Annotated in this window: 21 protein-coding genes; 13 read left to right on the top strand and 8 right to left on the bottom strand. The window is 65.4% G+C overall.

What is annotated here, in order from left to right:
• Positions 1–127: 127 nt before the first annotated feature.
• Complete coding sequence (locus I4484_RS08625) at positions 128–1,135, bottom strand: potassium channel family protein (RefSeq protein WP_197450545.1); 1,008 nt, start codon at positions 1,133–1,135, stop codon at positions 128–130.
• Between the two features lie 306 nt (positions 1,136–1,441).
• Between I4484_RS08625 and I4484_RS08620 the strand changes: the two genes are divergently transcribed.
• Positions 1,442–1,933, top strand: a complete 492-nt coding sequence (locus I4484_RS08620; protein WP_197450544.1) for a general stress protein — start codon at positions 1,442–1,444, stop codon at positions 1,931–1,933.
• 541 nt (positions 1,934–2,474) lie between these two features.
• Here the strand turns inward: I4484_RS08620 and I4484_RS08615 are convergent.
• Positions 2,475–2,756 (bottom strand): DUF503 domain-containing protein, encoded by a 282-nt coding sequence (locus I4484_RS08615; protein ID WP_197450543.1) that lies wholly within the window; start codon positions 2,754–2,756, stop codon positions 2,475–2,477.
• Positions 2,757–2,972: 216 nt separating this feature from the next.
• Between I4484_RS08615 and nhaD the strand changes: the two genes are divergently transcribed.
• On the top strand, positions 2,973–4,445 hold the full coding sequence (gene nhaD / locus I4484_RS08610) for a sodium:proton antiporter NhaD (RefSeq protein ID WP_197450542.1): 1,473 nt from the start codon (positions 2,973–2,975) through the stop codon (positions 4,443–4,445).
• A gap of 132 nt (positions 4,446–4,577) precedes the next feature.
• Here the strand turns inward: nhaD and I4484_RS08605 are convergent, their stop codons facing one another.
• Entirely contained in the window at positions 4,578–5,339 is a 762-nt protein-coding gene (locus I4484_RS08605; protein ID WP_197450541.1) for a metallophosphoesterase, read from the bottom strand.
• A gap of 169 nt (positions 5,340–5,508) precedes the next feature.
• On the opposite strand from I4484_RS08605, the gene I4484_RS08600 reads away from it, so the two are divergent.
• The 3 genes from I4484_RS08600 to I4484_RS08590 all read left to right on the top strand — a co-directional run bounded on the left by I4484_RS08600 (position 5,509) and on the right by I4484_RS08590 (position 8,109).
• On the top strand, positions 5,509–6,084 hold the full coding sequence (locus I4484_RS08600; RefSeq protein ID WP_197450540.1) for a hemerythrin domain-containing protein: 576 nt from the start codon (positions 5,509–5,511) through the stop codon (positions 6,082–6,084).
• A 205-nt stretch (positions 6,085–6,289) separates the two neighbouring features.
• Positions 6,290–7,105: a DUF1206 domain-containing protein gene (locus I4484_RS08595; RefSeq protein WP_197450539.1), complete on the top strand. Its 816-nt coding sequence runs from the start codon at positions 6,290–6,292 to the stop codon at positions 7,103–7,105.
• Positions 7,106–7,224: 119 nt separating this feature from the next.
• Entirely contained in the window at positions 7,225–8,109 is an 885-nt protein-coding gene (locus I4484_RS08590) for an NAD(P)-dependent oxidoreductase (RefSeq protein WP_197450538.1), read from the top strand.
• Here I4484_RS08590 and I4484_RS08585 read toward each other — a convergent pair.
• Positions 8,106–8,951: a sterol desaturase family protein gene (locus I4484_RS08585; protein WP_197450537.1), complete on the bottom strand. Its 846-nt coding sequence runs from the start codon at positions 8,949–8,951 to the stop codon at positions 8,106–8,108. The two genes, I4484_RS08590 and I4484_RS08585, sit on opposite strands and share 4 nt — an antisense overlap.
• A 123-nt stretch (positions 8,952–9,074) precedes the next feature.
• Between I4484_RS08585 and I4484_RS08580 the strand changes: the two genes are divergently transcribed.
• From I4484_RS08580 to I4484_RS08560, 5 genes are all read left to right on the top strand, one after another.
• Positions 9,075–9,929 (top strand): MoxR family ATPase, encoded by an 855-nt coding sequence (locus I4484_RS08580; protein ID WP_197450536.1) that lies wholly within the window; start codon positions 9,075–9,077, stop codon positions 9,927–9,929.
• A gap of 3 nt (positions 9,930–9,932) precedes the next feature.
• Positions 9,933–11,111: a VWA domain-containing protein gene (locus I4484_RS08575; RefSeq protein WP_197450535.1), complete on the top strand. Its 1,179-nt coding sequence runs from the start codon at positions 9,933–9,935 to the stop codon at positions 11,109–11,111.
• 222 nt (positions 11,112–11,333) lie between these two features.
• Positions 11,334–11,975, top strand: coding sequence for a hypothetical protein (locus I4484_RS08570; protein ID WP_197450534.1), 642 nt, complete (start codon positions 11,334–11,336; stop codon positions 11,973–11,975).
• Positions 11,972–12,730, top strand: coding sequence for a DUF3307 domain-containing protein (locus tag I4484_RS08565; protein ID WP_197450533.1), 759 nt, complete (start codon positions 11,972–11,974; stop codon positions 12,728–12,730). Before I4484_RS08570 ends, I4484_RS08565 begins: the two co-directional genes overlap by 4 nt.
• Positions 12,731–12,732: 2 nt before the next feature.
• Positions 12,733–13,650, top strand: a complete 918-nt coding sequence (locus tag I4484_RS08560) for an N-acetylmuramoyl-L-alanine amidase (protein WP_197450532.1) — start codon at positions 12,733–12,735, stop codon at positions 13,648–13,650.
• 6 nt (positions 13,651–13,656) lie between these two features.
• Here the strand turns inward: I4484_RS08560 and I4484_RS08555 are convergent, their stop codons facing one another.
• Complete coding sequence (locus I4484_RS08555) at positions 13,657–14,094, bottom strand: hypothetical protein (RefSeq protein ID WP_197450531.1); 438 nt, start codon at positions 14,092–14,094, stop codon at positions 13,657–13,659.
• Between the two features lie 134 nt (positions 14,095–14,228).
• Here I4484_RS08555 and I4484_RS08550 point away from each other — a divergent pair, with 134 nt between their 5' ends.
• The 3 genes from I4484_RS08550 (at position 14,229) to I4484_RS08540 (ending at position 17,517) form a co-directional block, all read left to right on the top strand.
• A complete protein-coding gene (locus tag I4484_RS08550; RefSeq protein WP_197450530.1) occupies positions 14,229–14,822 on the top strand; it encodes a GNAT family N-acetyltransferase in 594 nt (197 codons plus the stop codon).
• A gap of 306 nt (positions 14,823–15,128) precedes the next feature.
• The gene (locus I4484_RS08545) at positions 15,129–16,850 is read left to right on the top strand and encodes a proline--tRNA ligase (RefSeq protein ID WP_197450529.1); all 1,722 of its coding nucleotides are present in this window, start codon (positions 15,129–15,131) and stop codon (positions 16,848–16,850) included.
• A 202-nt stretch (positions 16,851–17,052) separates the two neighbouring features.
• Positions 17,053–17,517, top strand: a complete 465-nt coding sequence (locus I4484_RS08540; RefSeq protein WP_234283547.1) for a lytic transglycosylase domain-containing protein — start codon at positions 17,053–17,055, stop codon at positions 17,515–17,517.
• A gap of 94 nt (positions 17,518–17,611) precedes the next feature.
• On the opposite strand, the gene ccoM is transcribed toward I4484_RS08540, so the two are convergent.
• The 3 genes from ccoM to rfaH all read right to left on the bottom strand — a co-directional run bounded on the left by ccoM (position 17,612) and on the right by rfaH (position 18,974).
• Positions 17,612–17,728, bottom strand: coding sequence for a cytochrome c oxidase subunit CcoM (gene ccoM, locus I4484_RS20970; protein ID WP_276571223.1), 117 nt, complete (start codon positions 17,726–17,728; stop codon positions 17,612–17,614).
• Between the two features lie 155 nt (positions 17,729–17,883).
• Complete coding sequence (locus tag I4484_RS08535) at positions 17,884–18,390, bottom strand: peptidylprolyl isomerase (protein WP_197450528.1); 507 nt, start codon at positions 18,388–18,390, stop codon at positions 17,884–17,886.
• A gap of 41 nt (positions 18,391–18,431) precedes the next feature.
• Positions 18,432–18,974: a transcription/translation regulatory transformer protein RfaH gene (rfaH, locus tag I4484_RS08530; RefSeq protein ID WP_197450527.1), complete on the bottom strand. Its 543-nt coding sequence runs from the start codon at positions 18,972–18,974 to the stop codon at positions 18,432–18,434.
• Positions 18,975–19,141: the final 167 nt, after the last annotated feature.

Below are 19,141 nucleotides of genomic sequence, written 5' to 3'. Positions count from 1 at the left end.
ATTTCGGCTGTGGGTGGTCGATGCGGATGGTCCAGCGTCGTTTCCGCAAGCCAATGAAGCCGCACAGCCGCCGGTCGCACCAGAGGCCTTGATACCTTTTCATGAAAGCGATGCTCATCTTGTTGACTTAGGTCAACTCATTCACCCACAGCGTTCGCCAGTCCCACCCGTCCTTGTGGACATAGGCCAGCCATAGGCGCTGAATCTCCAGCGTTTCCAGATAGCGACAGAGCGCCTCGGGCGATCTGTCGAGGCCGGCTGCGGCGGGCAGCCAGGCGGCATCGATCTCGGGCACGTGCCGAGCGGGTCGCACGAAGTCCTGGCTCAACACCGACAGGAAGTCCTCCAGTGCATGGAGGGTCGCTTGCAGTTGGAGGCGCACCGAGGGGGCAAGCGACGTGCTGCCGTGACAGACGATGACAAGGGCCTGGTAGAGCCGGAACAGCGCGACCGGCAGGGCTCGCTCGGCGTGACCCTGGTGGTAGTAATGCAGGATGGGGTAGGCGAGGTGCTGCTGCCCGACGCTGATGATCGTCGATTTCAACGCGTCGGTCTGACTGGCCAGCACGCTGAAATCGCCCTCCTCGCCCCATTGGCCCACGATGTCCGCCGGCGTAGCGCCCAGGGAGTGGATCGAGAGCGCCAGTTGGCGCTTCTGAACCACTGCAGACATGACCGAGAGGATATACGTTACGGCAAGCGTCAGCAGAAAAAAGCCGTTCGCTGCCGCGACCACGGACAGCAGTTGCCACTTGGCACCACCGGCCACGAAGTCACCGTACCCCAGCGTAGTGATGGTATAGCCGACGTAATAGAGTCGCTCCACGGGGTTGGCGTAGGTGCCGGAGTCTGGATGAAACACAGCCGTGGGATGACTGTTGAAGACCAGCCACCACCCCAGCCAGATCAGACCGACCCATACCAGCATCAGGCTGACGGTGACCCAGGGACCAACGGCCCGAAGCAGCCCATGCCGGGAGAAGCGCCGGTAGAACCACAGGGCCGTATACCAGGCGAACCGACCGAGAAGCCGTGTGATGGGCCCCGACCTGGCTGCGGAAAGCGTCGTCTGGACGGCGTCGTAGCACACCAGACCCAGCAGAAGAAAACCGCTGAGTGCGATGAAAGTCGACATGGCGCATCCTTTGGCCTAGCGAATGGATTCCTCCCGATACCCTAGTTCATCCAACGGGTTTCACCGAGCCGACTCCCCGTATGCGTCATCAATATCGCGGCGAATCGGCGTTCTTGCCGTTGTGGGCAAACTTTCGTTTGGAATGCCAACTTTTCTTTTCATTAGGAAACCCGAGACAGGTTGATAAGCCGGTTGCCGATTCCTACGTTTATGCGTGATGGCAGACGCCAGCAGTGCCGGAAAGCCGGTAAATGGACGTACGATCTCGCTTGTGACTCGACAGGCAAACTAGGAAGGAGATCTGACATGGCACAGCGCAACCAGAATCCGGGCAACTTTGCCAACGATCCGCAGAAAGCTTCTCAAGCTGGCCAAAAGGGCGGCCAGCACAGCGGTGGCAACTTTGCCAACGATCCGCAGAAGGCGTCAGAGGCCGGCCAGAAAGGCGGCCATGAAAGCGGTGGAAATTTCGCCAATGATCCGCAGCGCGCTGCCGAAGCCGGCCACAAGGGCGGCCAGCAGAGCAGTGGCAACTTCGCCAACGACCCGCAGCGCGCCTCAGAAGCCGGCCAGAAAGGCGGACACGAAAGCGGTGGCAACTTCGCCAACGACCCGCAGCGCGCCTCAGAAGCCGGCCAGAAAGGCGGCCAGCACAGCGGTGGCAATTTTGCCAACGACCCGCAGAAGGCCTCGGAGGCCGGCCAGAAGGGCGGCCAGCACAGCGGCGGCAACTTTGCCAACGACCCGCAGAAGGCCTCGGAAGCCGGCCGCAAGGGAGGCAAGAACCAGGGTCGCTAAGCGCCCTCTTCCGTTCCACCTCACGGATCGAGCCATGAAGCAGGAAGCTTCGAGGAACGGTTGAAACCACTCCCTACGGTAGTTTCACCTTACAAGGCTGTCAGGGTACGCCCTGGCAGCTTTTTCCGTGCGCGACGTTCCACACGCGACCAAGGTCGAGTTGCGACGGGGGTGGCGAACGCTCACCCTGGCCAGACAAAAAAGACCCCCCGAAGGGGGTCAGGTGGAGCACGCCAGCTCACATCGGTACATCGCCCTGGTCCTTAACCGTTGGCGACGTTGCCGAGGAAGGTAAAGCCGACCTTCCTGCAGCGTTGATCGGTTAGCTAACCAACACAATGCGATTACTGCGCCAATAATTATAGAATTTCTTACAAAACAAAGACCTGCAAAAAAAACAGCTACGCAGGCTTTGTGCCATATGTCGCCAGCTCGCCCCTTCTGCACCACCGAAGCTCACTTAAGAGCTGTTTTGCTGCATCATGATGCAACGCAAAATTAGCCGATGCCATATCCGATAAACCTGCCTCGTCGCTCAGGCCTACAGCAGCTCCCGCAAAACCTCCATCACTCGTCCGTCCACCGTGCGCTGCAGCTTGTCCTCGATCTCACTGCACAGCGACTCCACCTTCGGCCGCTCGTTGCCCACCGTCACGAAGGTCCATTCGCTCGCCTCCAGCCGGTCGTGCTCACCACTTTCGCAAACCGCCACAGCCGGGTTGCGGCCGTAGCGCTCGTGCAGGCCACCCATGCGCTGCCGCTTCTCCTTCAACGACGCGCAGCCAGGCAGGGAAATCCGTACCGTCATCACGGCAATGTGCATGCTACCTCCACTCTTCGAAGCGTTTTTCGCCCGTTGATGTCACGGCTCCACGCTAGCACATCCCTCCCTCACGATTGGGACCAGGAACGCCTCGGACGACTGGCTCGCTCATGCCAAACTGGCATGGCCCACGGCCCTCCCACCGATACCGCAACGCAACATGGCATGTTATATAAGCGCTGAGTTCTTCCGCTCCCTTCCTCAGGACGCTTCCCCATGCCCTTCGGCTGCTCCACCTCCGCCAGGCCTCGGTCTCTCCGTGGCCCGGCTCTGCTGTTGCTCGTCGCTGTTGCTCTATTCGCAAGCCCGCTGGCGCATGCCGCCACCGGACCGCTCGCATTGACGAATTCTCTGGTCGGCTTCGTCGCCGTGGTGCTGTTCGTGCTCGCCTATGCGCTGGTCATGGCCGAAGAGAAACTGCACATGCGCAAGTCCAAGCCGGTGCTGGTCGCGGCCGGCTTGATCTGGTTCATGATCGGCTGGGTCTACGTCCGGGCGGGCATGCCCGCCGAGGCCGAGCATGCCTTCCGCGAGACCCTGCTCGAATTCGCCGAACTGATGCTGTTCCTGCTGGTGGCGATGACCTACATCAACGCCATGGAGGAGCGACGAGTCTTCGATGCGCTGCGCTCATGGATGGTGCGCAAGGGTTTCAGCTACCGCCAGCTGTTCTGGCTCACCGGTGGGCTCGCCTTCTTCATTTCACCGGTGGCCGATAACCTGACCACCGCCATGTTGATGTGCGCCGTGGTGATCAAGGTGGCCGAGGGCGACAGGCGCTTCATCAACCTGGCCTGCATCAACATCGTGGTGGCGGCCAACGCCGGCGGTGCCTTCAGCCCCTTCGGCGACATCACCACGCTGATGGTGTGGCAGGCCGGCATGCTGCAGTTCTATGAGTTCTTCGCCCTGCTGGTGCCTTCGCTGGTCAACTTCCTGGTGCCGGCGGTGGCCATGAGCCTGTTCGTCGGCGACCGCAGGCCGGAAGGCAACGAAGAGGAGATCGACCTCAAGCGCGGCGCGCGGCGTATCATCGGCCTGTTCCTGCTCACCGTGGCCACCGCCGTGGCCAGCCATAGCCTGCTGCACCTGCCGCCGGTGCTCGGCATGATGACGGGCCTCGGCTACCTGCAATTCTTCGGCTACTACCTGCGCCGTACCCTGCCCCGTTCGCTGGAGCGCAAGCGCGAGCGCTACACCCGCGCGGGTGACGAGCGCCGCCTGGCCCAGCTCGGCAGCGTGGTGCCGTTCGACGTGTTCAACCGCGTGGCGCGGGCCGAGTGGGACACCCTGCTGTTCTTCTACGGGGTGGTGATGTGCGTCGGCGGCCTGGGCTTCCTCGGCTACCTGAGCCTGGTCTCGGAGCTGCTCTACAGTGGCTGGAATGCCACTTGGGCCAATATCGCGCTGGGCCTGGTTTCCGCGGTGGTGGACAACATTCCGGTAATGTTCGCCGTGCTGACCATGCAGCCGGAGATGTCCCACGGCCATTGGCTGTTGATCACGCTGACGGCCGGGGTCGGCGGCAGCCTGCTCTCCATCGGCTCCGCCGCCGGGGTTGCCTTGATGGGCCAGGCCCGCGGCTACTACACCTTTGCCGGACACCTGCGCTGGGCGCCGGTGATCGCGCTGGGCTACGCCGCCAGTATCCTCGTCCACCTGTGGCTGAATGCCGCCAGCTTCCATTGATCGAGCCTGCCTGGCGCCAAGGATGGCGCCGGGCAGCCTGCGCCGTCTACCGCCCCGGCGGCCACTCGGGGTGTGAAGGCAGCCCCTCGTAAGCCAACCAGGGCGAATCGTGGGAGATCATGGTGGATTTCCTCAGATGTCGATGGTCAGGTCCGGCACGAACAGGGGCGGCTCGAACTCCCCGGGGTACCCCCCCGGATTGGCCAGCACCCGCGTGCCATTGGCTTCGCAATCCACCGGCTCGTGCACGTGACCGTGAATCCACAGCGCCATGCGCCCCATCATGGCCGGCAGATGCGAGGCGAAGGCCGGCGACAGCGCATCGCCCCGGTAGCTTGGCGGAATACACTCGGCCAGGGGGGCGTGATGACTGATCACCACCCGAGGTCCGTCGAAGGGCTTGGCCAGCTCCGCCGCCAGCCAGGCCAAAGCTTCGCTATGCAGCCGCTGGCTTTCGGCCGGGCTGAACCTCTCCCCTTCCGGCTGCTCGATGATACTGAAGTCCGGCATCAACCAGCGCGCCTTCTCTTCGGTCAGCGCCGGGTCGAAGTCCGGGTCATCGGCATAGAGCGCGAAGTCGGTCCACAGAGTGGTGCCGTGGAAGCGTATGCCCCCCAGCGTGAGCGAACGATTGTCGAGCAGATGAATACCCAGCCGCTCGGCCTCGGCGGCCAATGCCTGACGCAGCAGCGGCATGCAGCTGCCATAGAATTCATGGTTGCCCGGCACGTAGAGGATCGGCACCCCGGCGAAGCGTTCGGCGGCCCAGGCCAGGCCCTCCGCATGGCGGTGGATGTCACCGGCAAGAATGACGACGTCCGCCGCCACGTCCGGCAACTCGCGTCCTTCGTCGAAATGTTCCAGATGCAGGTCGGAAAGCACCCTGAGTCGCATGGCTACCTCCTCGTTTGCCGGCGCACCGGCAAGTACACCGCTCCGATCGGATTGACCCAGCATAAGCGGGCAGCGAGAGGCTTCGCCAGGTTTGGCTGATGCCAGCGCTTGCGACTATGTTGAGATGGCCCCGTAGCAAAGGGCACAACGACTCAATGGAGGGAGTCTCATGACCGTGCAGACCACCAATACGTCCGCCCAGGACGTCGTCGACATCCTCACCCTCGACCATCGCGAGATGGAAGGACTCCTCGATCAGATCAAGCAGTCCCCGGATGCCGGACAACGCCGCGATCTGACCGATACGCTGATCGCCGAGGTGATGCGTCATTCCGTCGCCGAGGAGATGTACGTCTACCCCGCGATGGAGAAGCGCATCCCCGACGGCGAGGAGGAAGCCGAGCACGACAGGGAGGAACACGATGAGATCGTGCAGGTAATGAAGCAGCTGGAAGACGCCGACGCCGCCGAGCCGGCATTCATGGAGCGCGTGCACAAGCTGGACGAACTGCTGCGCCACCACGCCAAGGACGAGGAAGCCGACCAGTTTCCCAAGCTGCGCCAGCGCATTCCCGGCGAAGACCTCGTCGAGCTGGGCAGGAAGGTGGAGAAAGCCAAGCAGCTGGCACCGACTCGCCCCCACCCCAGCGCCCCCCACTCCGAGCTGTTCCACAAGACCGTGGGCCCCGGCGTCGGCATGGTCGACCGTCTGCGCGACCATCTCAGCGGCAGGATGACCGGCTGATCCCTTGACACAAGAGCTGTCACTTCGCCCGGGCACCTGAGAAAAGGCGCCCGGGTTTACTGTCTGAAAGTCTCTTCGATGGACTTTCCTTGGGCGAGCTCATCGACAAGCTTGCCCTCTAGGCGGAACTTCGAACCAGACCGAACTGCTAGAGTTGCGGTGAGGAAGCGCTGCACATGCCAAGCTCAACCAGGAGGAGCCCGCGATGAACGGCACGACCGCGCCCGACCGGAGGGAGGCACTCACGCTGCTGGCGCGCTGGGGCTATGCGGCTCGCGGCGTCGTCTATCTGCTGGTGGGAGGCCTCGCCGCGCTGGCGGCACTCGGCCAGGGCGGCGAGACCACGGACAGCCGCGGCGCGCTGGAGCGCCTGATGACCGCCCCGTGGGGCGGCGTGCTGCTCGGTGCGATCAGCGTGGGGCTGGTGGGCTACGCCGTCTGGCGCTGCACCCAGGCCGTCAAGGATACCGATCGTCACGGCACCGACGCCCAGGGCTTGGCGATACGCGCGGGCCTGTTGGTAAGCGCCGGCACGCATCTGCTCCTGGCGTTCTTTGCTGCCAGCCTGATCTTTACCCTGGGCGGCGGCTCCGGCGATTCCGGTAGTGGTTCGGAAAGCCTCGCCGGCTGGCTGATGCAGCAACCCTACGGACGCTGGCTGGTGGGCGCCGTTGGCTTGGCCATCATTGGCGCCGGCATCGCCCATGGCATCAAGGGTTGGAAAATGAAGTTTCATCGCCACTTCGACATGCCATCCCGCACCCAGCGCTGGGCCTACCCCGTCTGTCGTTTCGGGCTGGTGGTACGCGGGCTGGTGTTCCTGCTCATCGGCGCCTTCTTCATCCTCGCCGCCTATGAAGTGGATCCCGGCGAGGCGGGCGGTCTCACAGACGTCTTCAGCACGTTGCGCAGCCAAGCCTTCGGTCGCTGGTTGCTGGCCTTCGTTGCCCTGGGCCTGTTCAGCTTCGGTCTCTACAGCCTGCTCGAAGCCGTGTACCGGCGCGTGAACACTCCCGGCTGAGCTCAACGCCGAAGTGCAAGTGCCGCCGTCTTGCCCACAGCACCCTGCACGGCTCAGTTGATGGAAAATCTTTCCAGGGGCATGCTAAGCCACTCATCCTCGCCGCACTGGAGAACGACATGACACAGCCCCGCCTCGGCTTCATCGGCATCGGCCTGATGGGCGACCCCATGACGCGCCGCCTGCTGCAGGCCGGCGTTGCCGTCACGGTGTGGAACCGCACCCCGGCCAAGGCCGAGCCGCTGCGCGAGGCCGGCGCCACGCTCGCCGGCTCCATCGGCGAGTTGATGGCGGGCGTGGACGTGGTGATGCTGTGCCTGGCCAATACCGCCGTGGTGGAAGAGGTGGTGTTCGGCGAGGGCGGCGTAGCGGCGCATGGCCTCGCGGGCCAGCGCCTGGTCGACCTCTCCAGCAGCGACCCGGCGGCAACGCGCCGCTTTGCCGAGCGGCTGGAAGAGGAGTGTGGCATGCGCTGGGTCGATGCACCGGTTTCCGGCGGCGTGGCGGGGGCCGAGGCCGGCAGCCTGGCGATCATGTGCGGCGGCGCGGAGGCGGACGTCGACGCCGTACGCCCCCTGCTCGCCCCGCTCTCGGCGCGGGTCACGCACATGGGCCCGGTGGGCGCCGGCCAGGTCACCAAGGTGTGCAACCAGATGATCGTCGGCTGCCAGGCGGCGGTGATCGCCGAGATGGTGGCCCTGGCCGAGGCCAGCGGTGTGGACGCCAGCCGCCTGACCGAGGCGCTGGCCGGCGGCTTCGCCGATTCCAAGCCGTTCCGGATCCTCGTTCCGCGCATGGCGGCGAGCGAGTTCGACAGCCCGGCCTGGCACCTGCGCACCCTGCTCAAGGATCTCGACCTGGCGCTGGCCCAGAGCCAGCGCGCCGGTAGCGCCACGCCCATGAGCGGTCTTGCGGCCCAGTTGATGCGCGCCCATGTCAATCATGGCCACGCCGAGCACGACCCGGCGACGCTGGTGGAAACATACCGCCGGAAGAAAGACTAACCCTGCGGCTCCTGCCCGCCGCGCTGCGCGGCAGGCGGCCTGGGATTCAGCAGGGGCTGGATCAGCATGCGGTCCAGCCTCAGCTCGCGGGGGTCGCGGAACGCGTCGATGCCGAGCGTCATGCCGAGGTGCCCGGCAGCGGGCTGGTCGCGGTAGGTGCCGAACAGCCGGTCCCACCAGGGCAGGTTGAAGCCGAAGTTGCTGTCGGTTTCGCGGCGCACGATGGAGTGATGAACGCGATGCATGTCGGGCGTCACCACGATGAGGCGCAGCCGGCGGTCGAGCCACTCGGGCAGGCGCACGTTGCCGTGATTGAACATGGAAGTGGCATTGAGCAGCACCTCGAAGATCAGCACCGCCACGGCCGGTGCCCCCAATAGCATTACCACGGCGATCTTGATGCCCATCGAGACAAGGATCTCCAGCGGATGGAAACGCAGACCGGTGGTCACGTCGAACTCGAGATCTGCGTGGTGCATGCGGTGCAGGCGCCACAGCCAGGGCACGGCATGGAACAGTCGATGCTGGAAATAGATCGCCGCGTCCAGCAGCAGCAGCGAGAGCGGCAGCGCCAGCCACAGCGGCGCCGAGAGCAGATGGAACAGCCCCCAGCCGTGCTCGGCGGCCACCAGGGCGGCTCCCACCGCCGCCAGGGGAAAGAGCAGACGCACGGCCAGCGTATCCAGCACCAGGATCGACAGGTTGCCGGGCCAGCGCTGCCAGCGCCGTATTCGCTGCTCACGGCGCGCGGCGCGGAACTCCCACAGCGCCATCGCCGCGAGCACCGGCAGGAAGATGCCAAGGCGGATGAGCGGTTCGTGAAGCAGTAGTATCTCGCTCATGATCATGGCTCCGGCGTATTCCTGCCCTGATGGTATCGCTTCCGAGCGGGATTTGTCCCTTGCTCCACCCTTCCGTACACTTGTTTGACTCTCCCCTACACGATGCTACGCCGAGGCATGACCATGGCTTTCGATTCGACCTCTACCTACGTGGCTACCGATGCCTTGAAGCAGGCGGTGAATGCCGCCGTGACCCTGGAGCGACCGCTGCTGATCAAGGGCGAGCCGGGCACCGGCAAGACCCTGCTGGCCGAGGAGCTGGCGAACTCGCTGGGCACTCAACTGATCACCTGGCACATCAAGTCCACCACCAAGGCGGCCCAGGGCCTCTACGAGTATGACGCGGTGAGCCGCCTTCGCGACTCCCAGCTCGGCGTCGAGGGCGTGGAAAATGTCGAGAACTACATCAAGCCCGGCAAGCTGTGGGAGGCCTTCACCGCCGACGAGCGCGTGGTGCTGCTGATCGACGAGATCGACAAGGCCGACATCGAATTCCCCAACGACCTGCTCCAGGAGCTGGATCGCATGGAATTCCACGTCTACGAGACCGGCGAGACCATCTCCGCCAAGCATCGGCCGATCATCGTCATCACCTCGAACAACGAGAAGGAGCTGCCCGACGCCTTCCTGCGCCGCTGCTTCTTCCACTACATCGAGTTCCCCGACCGCGAGACCATGGCCGCCATCGTCGACGTGCACTTCCCCGATATCGCGCCGAAGCTGGTCAGCCAGGCGCTGGAGGTGTTCTTCGACCTGCGCCAGGCGCCGGGGCTGAAGAAGAAGCCCTCCACCTCTGAGCTGGTCGACTGGCTGAAGCTGCTGATGGCCGACGAGCTGGCCCGTGAGGCGCTCTACCATCGCGACCCGGTGAAGGCGATCCCGCCGCTCGCCGGTGCGCTGGTGAAGAACGAGCAGGATACCCAGTTGCTCGAACGGCTGGCGTTCATGATGCGTCGCCAAGGCAACCAGAGGCGCTGAGCCATGTTCATCGGCCTGTTCGAGACCTTGAAGCACGCCGGCGTGCCGGTATCGCTGCGCGAGCTGCTCGACCTGCATGCAGTGGTCGAGCGCGGCGTGGTATTCGCCGACATGGAGGCGTTCTACCAGGTGGCGCGCACCGTGATGGTCAAGGACGAGCGCCACTTCGACCGCTTCGATCGCGCCTTCGCCGCCTGGTTCGATGGCCTGGAGAACCTGGACGCCGCCATCGAGGCGCTGATCCCGGACGACTGGCTGCGCCGTGAGTTCGAAAAGCAGCTCTCCGAGGAGGAGAAGGCCCAGATCGAATCGCTGGGCGGGCTCGAGAAGCTGATCGAAACCTTCAAGCAGCGCCTCGAGGAGCAGAAGGAGCGTCACGCCGGGGGCAACAAGTGGATCGGCACCGGCGGCACCAGCCCCTTCGGCGCCTACGGCTACAACCCCGAAGGCATTCGCATCGGCCAGGAGGGCTCGCGCCACCGCCGGGCAATCAAGGTGTGGGACGAGCGTCGCTTCCGCGACTACGACGACTCCCTCGAGCTCGGCACTCGCAACATCAAGATGGCGCTGCGCCGGCTGCGCAAGTTCGCCCGCCAGGGTGCGGCGGAGGAGTTCGACGTCGACGCCACCATCCGCGACACCGCCCGCGACGCCGGCCTGCTCAATGTGCGCATGCGCCCGGAGCGCCACAACGCGGTGAAGGTGCTGCTGTTCCTCGACGTGGGCGGCTCCATGGACGATCACATTCGCGTCTGCGAGGAGCTGTTCTCCGCCGCCCGCTCGGAGTTCAAGCATCTGGAGCACTACTACTTCCACAACTGCTTGTACGAAGGGGTCTGGCGCAACAACTATCGGCGCACCAGCGAGCGCATCCCCACCATGGACGTGCTGCATACCTACGGCCGCGACTACCAGGTGGTGATCGTCGGCGATGCCGCCATGTCACCCTACGAGGTGACCCACCCCGGCGGCAGCGTGGAGCACTTCAACGAGGAGGCCGGTGCCGTATGGCTGAAGCGCCTGGCCGACAAGTTCCCCCGCCTGGCCTGGCTCAACCCCATGCCGCCGCGAGCCTGGGAGTATACCCACTCCACCCAGCTGATCCGTCAGTTGATCGACGACCGCATGTATCCCATGACCCTGGAGGGCCTGGAGAATGCCATGCGCGACCTGGCGCGCTGACCCAGGCGCCGCGAGCAGGAGCGATTCGGCTCAGGATCGCTTGCCCCACACCAAGCCCACCCCTATACTGTATTTTCATACAGTTTTAGCATGACAGCCACGCTATCCGGCCGGGCCGGAGGTTCTAGCGGATAGACTCGCTATAGCCCTATTTGGTTATTAGCTTGAAAAATAGCCTTCAAAGGCTATTATCCTGACATCACCGACGCGTAGAACATGCTCATGGCGCAGCGCATTGCCGTACTCACGGGCGATCTGGTCGATTCGCGCAAGGCCAGCGACCCCAAGCGGCTCTTCAAGATACTCGATACCGCCCTCGAGTCGATCACCGAGCGCTACGGTGGCCAAGGCGAGCGGTATCGTGGCGATGGGTTCCAGATCGCCTTGCCCGACCCGGCGGCAGCCCTGCCCGCCGCGGTGCTGCTCCGCGCAGCCCTGATTCGCCACTCGGAGGAGCGCCAGCGCTGGGATGCGCGCATCGCGGTCGCCATCGGCAAGGATCGCTGGCAACCCGAACAGCGGGTCACCGAGGCCAGCGGCGAGGTGTTCGTGCGCTCCGGCCAGACGCTGGATGCCATGAGCGAAGGCACCTCGCACCTGTGTCTCAGCCTGGTCGAGGAGGACGGCAGCGAGTGCCTGGCGCTGTTGACCCGCTTCGTCGACGACCTGATCGACGGCTGGTCGCGCTACGCCGCCGAGGCCGTCTATCTCAGCCTGTGGCACGAGGAATCCCAACAGGCGCTCGCCAAGCGGCTCGGCATTAGCCAGCCCAGCGTGCACAAGCGGCTACGCGCCGCGCGCTGGGCACTGCTCGAGGACTACCTTCGCCACCTCGGCCAACGCTTCAAGGACGACTCACGATGAATGCCGATCTCTCGCTGCTGCTGGGGCTGGTGCTGGTCCATCTGCTCGGCGACTTCGCCTTGCAGCCGAGCCGCTGGGTCGAGGCTCGCCTGGTGCGCAAGGTGCGCTCCCCCCAGCTCTACCTGCACGCGGCACTCCATGGCGGTTTGGCCCTGGCGGTGCTGGGCGCGGCCACCCTGAGCCGCGCTACCGCTGCGTCCTGGGGCGTGGTCCTGGGTGGCGCGGCAGCGATCGCCGTGAGTCATGCCATGATCGATCTCGGCAAGGCCTACCTGTCGCCGACGAGGCTGCGCTGGTTCATGCTCGACCAGGCATTGCATCTGCTGGTGCTACTGGGCGTGTGGCTGGCCTGGCTGGGCCACTGGCAGCCGCTGCTCGCATTCTGGCACTGGCTGTTCACGCCCCGGGTGCTCGGCATCGTCGTTGCCTACCTGCTCGTCACTCGCCCGCTGTCGATCGTCATTGCCCTGGTGATACAACGCTGGAGCGCGCAGATCGACAATCCGGGCACGCTCATCGCCGCCGGAGCCCGCATCGGCATGGCCGAGCGCGTGCTGGTGCTGACCCTGGTACTGCTCGATCAGTTGACCGCCATCGGCTTCCTGCTGGCCGCCAAGTCGGTACTGCGCTTCGGCGAACTGCGCGGCGCCCAGGATCGCAAGCTGACCGAGTACGTGCTGATGGGCACCTTGCTCAGCGTCTCGACCGCGATGGTGCTCGGCCTGCTGATACGGCTGGTGGTACAGGGGAGCTGAGCATGCCGAAACGCTGGACCACCCTGTTGGGCATCGCCATGGCGGGCGCTTGGCTCGCCGGCTGCGCCGCGCCGGAACCGCTCGAGCGGCGCGACGGCTACGTGGTGGACCACACCCACGTCTCACCCTCGCACACCAGCCGCGTGCGTCACCTGGTGATCCACTACACCGACGTCGACGAGGCTGAATCGCTGGCCGTACTCACCGGCCCCCATGTCAGCGCCCACTACGTGCTGCCGCTGCCGGCACGAGAACACCGTGGCCAGCCGCGGGTCTATCAACTCGTCGACGAGGAGCGCCGCGCCTGGCATGCCGGCGCCAGCGCCTGGAAGGGCCGCACCGACCTCAACGACACCTCGATCGGCGTCGAGATCGTCAATACCGGGCCCGACCGCCCCTATGCCGAGGTGGAACGGCTGCTGGAAGAGGCCCCGGAGGCGTCGGTGGAGATCGGCTGGGCACCCTACCCCGAGGCACAGATCGAGGCGTTGATCGCCCTCTCCCGCGACATCATCGAACGCCACGACATCCACCCCACCGACGTGGTGGCCCACTCCGACATCGCGCCGACACGCAAGATCGACCCTGGCCCGCAGTTTCCCTGGCGCCAACTCCATGAGGCCGGCATCGGCGTATGGCCGAATGAGGAAGCCGTGGCTCGCTGGCAGGCCCGTTTCGAAGCCGAGAGCGTGCCACTCGCCACCCTTCAGCAAGCGCTCAGAAGCTGGGGCTACCGGCTGGAGGCAACGGGGGAGCTGGACCGCGAGACCCGCGCCGTGCTGCGCGCCTTCCAGATGCGCTTCCGCCCTGCCAACTATCGCGGGCAGCCGGATGCCGAAACCGCCGCGATTCTCTGGGCGCTGCTGGAAACGTATCGTCCCCTCGAACTGGAGCGGCTCGAGGAAACGGCGCCCGAATGACTCCTCCTACATCGTCGCCAGCCGCTCGCGGTCGTTGATGCCGGCCATGCGTACCAGCGCCAGGGCCTCGTCGAGGCTTTCCACCTCCTCGACCCGCACCATCTCGCTGTCGAGGCTGACCGGCTTGCCGGTCTTCTCGGAGAGCAGACGCTCCAGCGACGGCACGTCCATGTTCCCGTCCATCTTCAAGGCATCGACGCCGGCGCTGTCTGGCGCGCCTGGGAGATAAATGGTGCCGTTGGAGAAATCCACGGCGTAGGCGATCACCCCCGGGACGATGAAGAACAAGAGCCCCACGCCGTTGGCGATGGCCACCACCGGGTCGATGCGGCCGCTCATCTGGCCCTTGCGCTCGGGATGAAAGACGGTACCGCAGCCCACCAGGGCGGTGATCGACACGCCTAGCACCAGCCCGGCCAGGGCACGACGAATCTGGATCCTCATGGTAGGAGTGCTCCGCAGTAAGGTCGGGTTACCGACGCCGGACGATTGCCGCCCCTGGCGCCGCCATGGAGAATGGCGGGAGATTACCACAGTGAAAACTAATACGAGCGTTTGCATCTTTCACGGAGGCCCACATGAGCAACACCGCACTGCATACCTGCCAGGGCAGCGCCATCGAGCCACGACTGGAGGAACTGGCTCATCTGCGCATCACCGTGTTCCGCGATTTCCCCTATCTCTACGACGGCAGCTTCGACTACGAGGCCAACTACCTGCGCCGCTACGCCGAGTGTTCCGAGAGCCTGTTCGTGCTGGCCGAGGATGGCGATGCCCTGGTGGGGGCCGCCACGGGCATGCCGCTGGCCGAGGACGTGGAAGAATTCCGCACGCCGTTCGAACAGGCCGGCTTCGATATCGACAGCGTTTTCTATTACGGCGAATCGGTACTGCTGCCGAGCTACCGCGGCCGGGGTATCGGCAAGGCCTTCCTCGCCGAGCGCGAGCGTCATGCGGCCAAGCGCGGCTTTGCCACCGTCGCCTTCTGCGCCGTGGAGCGCCCCGACGACCATCCGCTGAAACCGGAGGGCTACGTGCCGCTGCACGGCTTCTGGCGTTCGCAGGGCTACGAGCGCCACCCGGAGCTCGCCACCACCTTCCGCTGGAAGGACATCGGCGAGCCGGAGGAGAGCGACAAGCCGATGGTGTTCTGGCTGAAGTCATTGGGATAGCAGTCACACGAGGGGCGCCGGGGACAGGGCGGTCATTTGCCAGGGGTGAGGAGCACTGCTCCGAACGGGCTGGCCATGGATGGCCAGCCCCGGTCCTGCGAGCGGAGCAGGATGCGCGAGCGAAGCAGGGCGAAAGTCGCGCCCAGGGATGGGTTCACAGCGCCTCCTTGAAGCCCTGTCGACGGATCAGCCCCGAGGCAGACAACGCTTTTGCCGCCGTTACCCGTTGGCCGTACAATGCCCCGAACGCCGCCCGCCGCGGCACCTCGACTCATGTCAGCCATGCTGGAAGGAAACGCCGGACCCATGCGCGCCACTCAACTGTTGATCGCCACCCTCAAGGAAACGCCTGCCGACGCCGAGGTCATCAGCCATCAGCTGATGCTGCGTGCCGGCATGATCCGCCGCCTTACCTCGGGCCTGTACACTTGGCTACCGGTCGGCCTGCGCACCCTGCGCAAGGTGGAGCGGATCGTGCGCGAGGAGATGGATCGCGCCGGCGCCCAGGAAGTGCTGATGCCGGCGGTGCAGCCTGCCGAGCTGTGGCAGGAGTCCGGCCGCTGGGAGCAGTACGGACCCGAGCTGCTGCGCCTGAAGGACCGCCACGAGCGCGACTACTGCGTCGGCCCCACCCATGAAGAGGTGATCACCGACCTGATGCGCCGCGAGCTCTCCAGCTACAAGCAGCTGCCGGCCAACTTCTACCAGATCCAGACCAAGTTCCGCGACGAGATCCGGCCCCGCTTCGGGGTGATGCGCTCGCGCGAATTCATCATGAAGGACGCCTACTCCTTCCACATCGACCAGGCCTCCCTCAAGGAGACCTACCAGGCGATGTACGACGCCTACGTGCGGATCTTCACCCGTCTGGGCCTGGACTTCCGTCCCGTGCTGGCCGACACCGGCGCCATCGGCGGTACCGATTCCCATGAGTTCCACGTGCTGGCCGACTCCGGCGAGGATGCCATCATCTTCTCCACCGAATCGGACTACGCCGCCAACATCGAGAAGGCCGAAGCACTGCCCGCACCGCTCGGCACCACGCCCGAGCGCGCCGCGCCGAGCGAGGCGCTGCGCCTGGTCGACACACCCAATGCCAGGACCATCGCCGCCCTGGTGGAACAGCATGGCCTGCCCATCGAGAAGACCATCAAGACGCTGATGGTCCGCGCGACCGAAGGGGGCCTGATCGCCCTGCTGGTTCGCGGCGACCATGAACTCAACGCCATCAAGGCCGAGAACCTGCCCGAGGTGGCCGAGCCGCTGACCATGGCCACGGAGGAGGAGATCCGCGCGGCAGTCGGCGCCGGCCCCGGCTCGCTGGGCCCGGTCAACCTCGACATGCCGGTCATCATCGACCGCAGCGTGGCACTGATGAGCGACTTCGGCGCCGGCGCCAACGTCGACGGCAAGCACTATTTCGGCATCAACTGGGAACGCGACGTGGCGCTGCCCAAGGTCGCCGACATCCGCAACGTGGTCGAGGGCGACCCCTCGCCGGACGGCAAGGGCACCCTCTCGATCAAGCGCGGCATCGAGGTCGGCCACGTGTTCCAACTGGGCAAGAAGTACTCCGAGGCGATGAACGCCACGGTGCTCGACGACAACGGCAAGGCGGCCCACCCCTGGATGGGCTGCTACGGCATCGGCGTCACCCGCGTGGTGGCCGCCGCCATCGAGCAGAACCACGACGAGAACGGGATCATCTGGCCCAACGCCATCGCCCCCTTCCAGGTGGCCCTGGTGCCGATGAACGCGCACAAGTCGCAGCGCGTACGCGAGGAGTCCGAGCGGCTCTACCAGGCGCTGACCGCCGCCGGCATCGACGTGCTGCTGGATGACCGCGACCTGCGCCCCGGCGTGAAGTTCGCCGACCAGGAGCTGATCGGCATTCCCCATCGCCTGGTGGTCGGCGACCGCGGGTTGGATATCGGCGAGCTGGAGTACAAGGGGCGGCGTGACAGTGAAGCGACCATGGTGCCTGCCGAGACGATCGTCGAGTTCCTGCGCGAGCGGGTCGGGGGGTAATCGAGGGCTGGCCGCGGCGCTGCTGGTCGCGGCCGGCCTGCTCGTCACCCTGCCGGCGGCGGCGCAGGCCCCGGGCGGTGATGGCGACATCCAAGCCACGGGGTTCCTCGACGCCCTGCCCGTTGCGCTGCAATCCTCGCCCCACCAGCGCGTGCGGGTGGAGCCCGACGTGCCGCCCTCGCTGCGCCAGACCCTCGATACGCTGGTCACCACGCCACCCTCGCCGGATCAGGTGTGGGCGGCGCGCCAGTGGATGAGCGAGATGGAACCCAGGCTCGCTCGCTTTGTCAGCGACCAGCCCCTGCGCGGCGAGATGCTCACCCGGATCTACCATGAGGCCCGCCTGGCCGGCCTGGCCCCGGAGATCGTGCTGGCGGTCATCCAGGTCGAGAGCGCCTTCCAGCCGGAGGCCGTCTCCTCCGCCGGCGCCGTGGGGCTGATGCAGATCATGCCGTTCTGGATCCGCGAGCTGGGTCGCACGGCCGACGACCTGATGGACCCCTGGCTCAACCTGCGCTATGGCTGCACCATTCTCGCTCACTACCTGGCCGTGGAGCGCGGCGACCTCACCCGGGCGCTGGCCCGCTATAACGGCAGCCTGGGGCAGACCTGGTATCCCGAACGGGTGATGCGCGCCTGGACCGACCACTGGTGGGTCGCGCGCTGAAGCAGTGTAGACGAATAAAAAAATGCCGGCCCAATTGGGCCGGCTACTGGGGGGAAAATCCCCCCTCCCCTGACGACTTGCTCTGCTGGCTGGCTCAGTGCTTGCGCTTGCGACGGTGGTCGCGAATCACGAAGCCGATCCAACCTGCCATGAAAGCGACCATCATCGCGACGGTTACCAGCCCGAAAACGACTGCATCATCCCAGTACATGGTGGTTTCTCCCCGTCACCTGATGTGATGGGTTCACTCTAGCCGGTTGACGCTCATGGAAAACTGACCTGCATCAAATTTCGCCTCGGCCGCCTGGAACGCCGCGCAGCGAATTGATGCAGGTCAGTTTTTCGAGGGGATTCGGGGGCTGGAGGTCAGGGAACCTTGCGATCCTCGACCTGGGACGGCTCGACCCCCGCGGCAAGGGGATGCCCCTTGGCCAGCTCGGCGCGCGTCGCCTGGCGCACCTCGAGCACTTCCAGCGCATAGCCCAGGGTGTGCCCGGCCAGGGGGTGATTGGTGTCAATCACTACCGTATCGTCACCAACCTCGCGCACGGTGACGATCTGGGGGCCGTCGTCCCCGGGGGTCTGAAAGCGCATGCCGGGCGCCAGGCCCTCCTGGGGGAAGGCGCCGCGACCGACCTGCTGGACCAGGTCGTCGTTGCGCTCGCCGTAGGCCTCTTCGGGAGGCAGCGTGACACTCAACCTGTCGCCGGCCACGTGGCCCGCCAGGGCGCGCTCGAGGCCGGCCAGGATGTTGTCGTGGCCATGCAGGTACTCGAGGGGCTTGGCACGGGCCCGCGAGTCGTCGAGTACATGGCCCCGCTCATCGCGGAGCACATAGTGCAGGGTCACGACCCGCTGCGGGGCGATGTTCATGGCGGTCTCCTTTGGTCGTTGGCGGGGCTGGTGCCAGGCGATCACGAGCGCGGGCGCAGGTTCGCCACGGGCATCTCCAGCTGCTGCTGGCGATTGAGCAGGTTGAGCAGCACGATGGCCCGCTCGTCGCCCTTGTGACTGGCAAAGACCGCCTGCAGATCCTTGAACGGCCCTTCGGTGATCTCGACCTTCTCGCCGGCGCGAAAATAGACGTTGGCGACGTTCTCCTGGCCCTGGGCTCCCTGCTCACGCAGCATGGCCACCAGCTCCTCGGCGACCGGCAAGGGTCGGTCGCCGAAGGTGACGATCCTGAGCACGCCACGGGTCGAGCGGATCGGTCGCCAGTTGCTGGCGACGCGGTCGAGACGAATGAACAGGTAATGGGGAAACAGCGGCTCATCCAGCCATACCAGCTTGCCGCCACGCTTCTTCTGGACCTGCAGAATGGGGTGGAACAGCTCGTAGTCCTGGTTGGCGAGGTGCTCCGCGGCACGGAAGGACTCCCCTCCCTTGCACTGAACGACATACCAGCGCGGCAGGCTATCGTTCTCGTCTTCGATCGGCTGACGTTCGCTGTGGCTCATGAAGGTCTCCTACCGGGATATCCTGCTGGCATCGATGCCGGGCCTCTGCAACAATCGAGCGGCCGAACAATGGGGCCTGCCGGGCCGCCCGCCTCCGCCGAGCGGTGGGCCATTCTAACACTGTTGCCGGCAGCGGGCCGCCCCACCGGCCATCTACCATCGAGGAG

Origin of the sequence: Halomonas sp. SS10-MC5, from assembly GCF_015992245.1 — a bacterium.
GTDB lineage: Bacteria > Pseudomonadota > Gammaproteobacteria > Pseudomonadales > Halomonadaceae > Halomonas > Halomonas sulfidoxydans.
This window is presented reverse-complemented; position numbering and strand designations above follow the sequence as displayed.

Bases quoted from the DNA above. Each gene is read 5' to 3' on its own strand.
- I4484_RS08625 (WP_197450545.1), bottom strand. From the start codon at position 1,135: ATGTCGACTTTCATCGCACTCAGCGGTTTTCTTCTGCTGGGTCTGGTG.
- I4484_RS08620 (WP_197450544.1), top strand. From the start codon at position 1,442: ATGGCACAGCGCAACCAGAATCCGGGCAACTTTGCCAACGATCCGCAG.
- I4484_RS08615 (WP_197450543.1), bottom strand. From the start codon at position 2,756: ATGCACATTGCCGTGATGACGGTACGGATTTCCCTGCCTGGCTGCGCG.
- nhaD (WP_197450542.1), top strand. From the start codon at position 2,973: ATGCCCTTCGGCTGCTCCACCTCCGCCAGGCCTCGGTCTCTCCGTGGC.
- I4484_RS08605 (WP_197450541.1), bottom strand. From the start codon at position 5,339: ATGCGACTCAGGGTGCTTTCCGACCTGCATCTGGAACATTTCGACGAA.
- I4484_RS08600 (WP_197450540.1), top strand. From the start codon at position 5,509: ATGACCGTGCAGACCACCAATACGTCCGCCCAGGACGTCGTCGACATC.
- I4484_RS08595 (WP_197450539.1), top strand. From the start codon at position 6,290: ATGAACGGCACGACCGCGCCCGACCGGAGGGAGGCACTCACGCTGCTG.
- I4484_RS08590 (WP_197450538.1), top strand. From the start codon at position 7,225: ATGACACAGCCCCGCCTCGGCTTCATCGGCATCGGCCTGATGGGCGAC.
- I4484_RS08585 (WP_197450537.1), bottom strand. From the start codon at position 8,951: ATGAGCGAGATACTACTGCTTCACGAACCGCTCATCCGCCTTGGCATC.
- I4484_RS08580 (WP_197450536.1), top strand. From the start codon at position 9,075: ATGGCTTTCGATTCGACCTCTACCTACGTGGCTACCGATGCCTTGAAG.
- I4484_RS08575 (WP_197450535.1), top strand. From the start codon at position 9,933: ATGTTCATCGGCCTGTTCGAGACCTTGAAGCACGCCGGCGTGCCGGTA.
- I4484_RS08570 (WP_197450534.1), top strand. From the start codon at position 11,334: ATGGCGCAGCGCATTGCCGTACTCACGGGCGATCTGGTCGATTCGCGC.
- I4484_RS08565 (WP_197450533.1), top strand. From the start codon at position 11,972: ATGAATGCCGATCTCTCGCTGCTGCTGGGGCTGGTGCTGGTCCATCTG.
- I4484_RS08560 (WP_197450532.1), top strand. From the start codon at position 12,733: ATGCCGAAACGCTGGACCACCCTGTTGGGCATCGCCATGGCGGGCGCT.
- I4484_RS08555 (WP_197450531.1), bottom strand. From the start codon at position 14,094: ATGAGGATCCAGATTCGTCGTGCCCTGGCCGGGCTGGTGCTAGGCGTG.
- I4484_RS08550 (WP_197450530.1), top strand. From the start codon at position 14,229: ATGAGCAACACCGCACTGCATACCTGCCAGGGCAGCGCCATCGAGCCA.
- I4484_RS08545 (WP_197450529.1), top strand. From the start codon at position 15,129: ATGCGCGCCACTCAACTGTTGATCGCCACCCTCAAGGAAACGCCTGCC.
- ccoM (WP_276571223.1), bottom strand. From the start codon at position 17,728: ATGTACTGGGATGATGCAGTCGTTTTCGGGCTGGTAACCGTCGCGATG.
- I4484_RS08535 (WP_197450528.1), bottom strand. From the start codon at position 18,390: ATGAACATCGCCCCGCAGCGGGTCGTGACCCTGCACTATGTGCTCCGC.
- rfaH (WP_197450527.1), bottom strand. From the start codon at position 18,974: ATGAGCCACAGCGAACGTCAGCCGATCGAAGACGAGAACGATAGCCTG.